Annotated in this window: 3 protein-coding genes; 2 read left to right on the plus strand and 1 reads right to left on the minus strand. The window is 72.9% G+C overall.

What is annotated here, in order from left to right:
* The coding region (locus D183_RS25200) for an ATP-dependent DNA helicase (RefSeq protein WP_017910255.1) at positions 1 to 1,068 on the plus strand (1,068 nt) is incomplete at its 5' end.
* A 60-nt stretch (positions 1,069 to 1,128) separates the two neighbouring features.
* Positions 1,129 to 1,833 carry a tRNA (adenosine(37)-N6)-threonylcarbamoyltransferase complex dimerization subunit type 1 TsaB gene (tsaB, locus tag D183_RS0118200; protein WP_017910256.1) on the plus strand — a complete coding sequence of 235 codons (705 nt, stop codon included), beginning with the start codon at positions 1,129 to 1,131 and terminating at the stop codon, positions 1,831 to 1,833.
* 25 nt (positions 1,834 to 1,858) lie between these two features.
* Here tsaB and D183_RS0118205 read toward each other — a convergent pair.
* On the minus strand, positions 1,859 to 3,756 hold a 1,898-nt coding region (locus D183_RS0118205; protein ID WP_026144621.1), incomplete at its 5' end, for a pyridoxamine 5'-phosphate oxidase family protein.

Here is a 3,756-nt window from a genome sequence, read left to right on the forward strand (position 1 = left end):
GATGCGCTGCTGGCCGATCTGGCGCGGCTGCAGGAACCGCTGGCGGTGCTGCGCGAGGCTTCGCCCGGCTTCGACGCCTGCGCGGCGCGTGCGCGCGAACTGCGCACGCGGCTGGGCCGCTGGCTCGGCGAGGATGCGCCGATTCCGGATTTCGAGGCCGAGCCGGAAGCGGACGCGCCGTCCAACGACGTGCTGTGGTACGAACTGACCCCGCGCGGCTTCCGCTGCCAGCGCACGCCGCTGGACGTGTCCGGGCCGCTGCGCGCGCACCGCGAGGCCTCGCGCGCGGCCTGGGTGTTCACCTCGGCGACGCTGGCGGTGAAGGGCGAGTTCGAGCACATCGCCACCCGCCTGGGCCTGCGCGATCCGATGACCTTGCTGCAGCCCAGCCCGTTCGACTGGGCGCGGCAGGCGCTGTGCTACCTGCCGGCGCTGCCCGATCCCGCCGCGCGCGGCTTCGGCACCGCATTGATCGCCGCGTTGCAGCCGGTGCTGGAGGCCTCGCAGGGCCGCGCCTTCCTGCTGTTCGCCTCGCACCGAGCGCTGCGCGAGGCGGCCGAGGCGCTGCGCGACGGGCCCTGGCCGCTGTTCGTGCAGGGCGAGGCGCCGCGCGCGACCTTGCTCGAGCGCTTCCGCGCCTCCGGCAACGGCGTGCTGCTCGGCTCGGCCAGTTTCCGCGAGGGCGTGGACGTGGTCGGCGATGCGCTGAGCGTGGTGGTGATCGACAAGCTGCCGTTCGCCGCGCCCGACGACCCGGTGTTCGAGGCGCGCCTGGAGGCGATCCGCCGCGACGGGGGCAACCCGTTCCGCGAGGAGCAGTTGCCGCAGGCGGTGATCGCGCTCAAGCAGGGCGTGGGCCGGCTGATCCGCAGCGAGCGCGACCGCGGCGTGCTGGTGCTGTGCGACCCGCGCCTGCTGAGCAAGTCCTATGGCCGCACCTTCCTGGAGTCGCTGCCGCCGTTCGCCCGCACCCGCGACGTGGAGGACGTGCGCCAGTTCTTCGCCGCCGAGTCCCCGGCGCTGGGCGATAATCCCGAGGCCGCGACGCCACCGGCCACGTCAAACTAGCCGACGCGCCGCCTTTGCTTTTCCGATTCCCCATTCCCCATTCCCGATTCCCAGCCCCCAATGAATCTGCTCGCCTTCGAAACCTCCACCGAAGCCTGCTCCGTCGCCGTCATGGTCGGCGACCGCGTGCTGGAGCGCTTCGACCTGGCGCCGCGGCGGCACGCCGAACTGGCACTGCCCTGGGCCCAGCAATTGCTCGCCGAGGCCGGCATCGGCCGCCGCCAGCTCGATGCAGTGGCCTTCGGTCGCGGCCCCGGCGCGTTCACCGGCGTGCGCCTGGCGATCGCCATCGCGCAGGGCATCGCCCTGGCCCTGGACTTGCCGGTGCTGCCGGTGTCCACGCTGCAGGTGCTGGCGTTGCGCGCGCCGGCCGATGCGCCGCGAGTGCTGGCGGCGATCGATGCGCGCATGGGCGAGGTCTACACCGCGGCCTACGCGCGGCAGGCCGACGGCGGCCTGCAGGCGCTGACCCCGGAGCAGGTGCTGAGTCCGGAGGCCTTCGTGTTGCCGGAGCCGGATGCGGCCTGGGCCGCGGTCGGCACCGGGTTGGCGGCGGTCGATGGCACCTTGCAGCGCCGCTTCGGTTCGCACTGGCGCAGCGCCGATGCGCAGGCGCTGCCGCATGCCGCCGACGTGCTGACCCTGGCCGCGGCCGCATACGCGCGCGGCGAAGGGATCGCGCCGGAACGCGCCGAACCGGCCTACCTGCGCGACAACGTCGCCCTGACCCTGGCCGAGCAGCAGGCGCAGCGGGCCGCACGGTGAGTGCGTGCGGCGTGCCGTCGGCGCGTCAGCGGTCGAGTACCAGCGGCGTGGCGCTTTCGTGCGCAGGCCTGGCGACGCACAGCAGCGCACAGCCTGGTTCGATCTGGGTGTCGGGCGGACGCAGGTAATGCACTGCGCCGGACAGCACGCGCGTCGCGCAGGTGCCGCAGGAACCGTAGCGGCAATCGGAGGGCGCAGCGATCCGCTGCGCTTCTGCCAGCTCCAGTAACGTGCCGGCGTCCGGGGTCCAGACCGCCTCGCGTCCCGAGTGCTGGAACCGCACGCGCACCCGTGGCGCATCTGCGGGCGCTGCGGGGTTCGTATCGCGGACGAGGCTCGATGGGCCGAATGCCTCGAAGCGGATGCGCGCGTCCGCCACGTTCAGCGCGCGCAATCCACGGTACATATCGCGCATGAAGTCTGGCGGTCCGCACAGGTAGAAGTCGTAATCGTCGAATGCCAGGATCCGCTGCAACCGCGCGATGCCGATGCGGCCGGCGCCGTGGCCGGCCGCTCGGCTGTCCAGGCAATGCAGCGACAGCCGCGCGTCGGCCGCGGCGAGCCGTGCCAGTGTGGCGGCGAACGGACGATCGGCGGCCTCGCGGGCGCCGTGCACGAAGATTAACCGCCGCCGCGAGGCGGTGTCGGCCAGCGCCTGGCGCAGCATCGCCAGCATCGGCGCGATGCCGATCCCGGCCGAGACGAACACCACCGGCCGCGGGCTGGCGGCATCGAAGACGAAATCGCCGCGCGGCATCTGCGCGTCCAGCGTCGTGCCGACCTGCGCATGGTCGTGCAGCCAGGCCGATGCCCGGCCCTGCCGTTTCACGGTGATCCGGTAGAGCGCGCCACCCGGCGCGTCGGACAGCGTGTAGTTGCGCACCGTCGGCGCGGCATTGCCGCAGATCGGGAAACGCAGCGTAAGGTGTTGGCCGGCTGCGTACGACGGCAGCGCGCCGCCGTCCTCGGCGGCGAAATGGAACGAGCGGATGGCACGCGCTTCGTCGACGATCCGCACGATCCGCAGCGGCCGCCAGGCGCGTTCGGCGGCAGGCGTCGACGCCGCGGCGAACTGCGCTGGGCGCTGCACCGCCGACCAGCGCCACGGCAACACGGCGCGCGTGTGGCGCACTTCGCGGAGATGGAAGCGCACCACGCGCTGCGCGCACGCGAACGTCGCCAGTAGCGGCCCGTCCCAGACGATCTCCGCGCGGGCGGCCAGGTACAGCAGGTCGCCGCGTTCGAAGTCGATGAACAGCAGCCCCGCGCGCGGATCGTGCAACAGGTTGCCGAGCGTATTGAAGTAGCGGTTGCCGCTGAAATCCGGCGTGGTCAGGGTGCGCGCATCGTCGACGCGCACGAAGCCGGGCAGGCCGCCGCGGTGCGACACGTCCGCGCCGCGCGCGGCGCCGGCATCCTCCGAGGTGTTCGCGCTGGCGATGAAGAAGGTATCGCAGCGCGCGAGCAGCGCGCATTGCGCATCGCTCAGACGCGCCGACACGGCAGTCGCGGTATGCGCGTGGACCTCGCCTGCGGCGAACGTCGGGCTGCGGCTGTTGATGTACTGCGGGCAGTTACCGAAGCTCTGCTCCACCGCGACCGTCAGCGTGTCGCCATCGACTGCGCTGACGCTGCCGTTGACGCGATTGCGTCGTCGCGTTTCGAGCGCGATGCCCAGGCCGCCGAACGGCGCGCCCGGCCGCCAGGTGCCGGCCAGCGGGTCGCCGGGCAGGGGCGGCGCGGCGATGCGCAGCGTGCGCGGGTCCGGTGTGCTCAGGAAGCCGGGCTGGCCCACGCGCAGCGTCGCCCACGGCTGCCCGTGCGCGTCGCTGCCGGCGAGTACGAACAGCGGCAGTTGCGCGAAGAAGTCCCGATGCTGTTCGGGCATGCAGCGGCGGATGCTGCGCCGCCCGGCCGCCGCCG

Origin of the sequence: Xanthomonas sp. SHU 199 (assembly GCF_000364665.1) — a bacterium.
Classification (GTDB): domain Bacteria; phylum Pseudomonadota; class Gammaproteobacteria; order Xanthomonadales; family Xanthomonadaceae; genus Xanthomonas_A; species Xanthomonas_A sontii.

Excerpts from the sequence above, each read along its gene's own strand:
- tsaB (WP_017910256.1), top strand. The coding sequence starts at position 1,129 with ATGAATCTGCTCGCCTTCGAAACCTCCACCGAAGCCTGCTCCGTCGCC.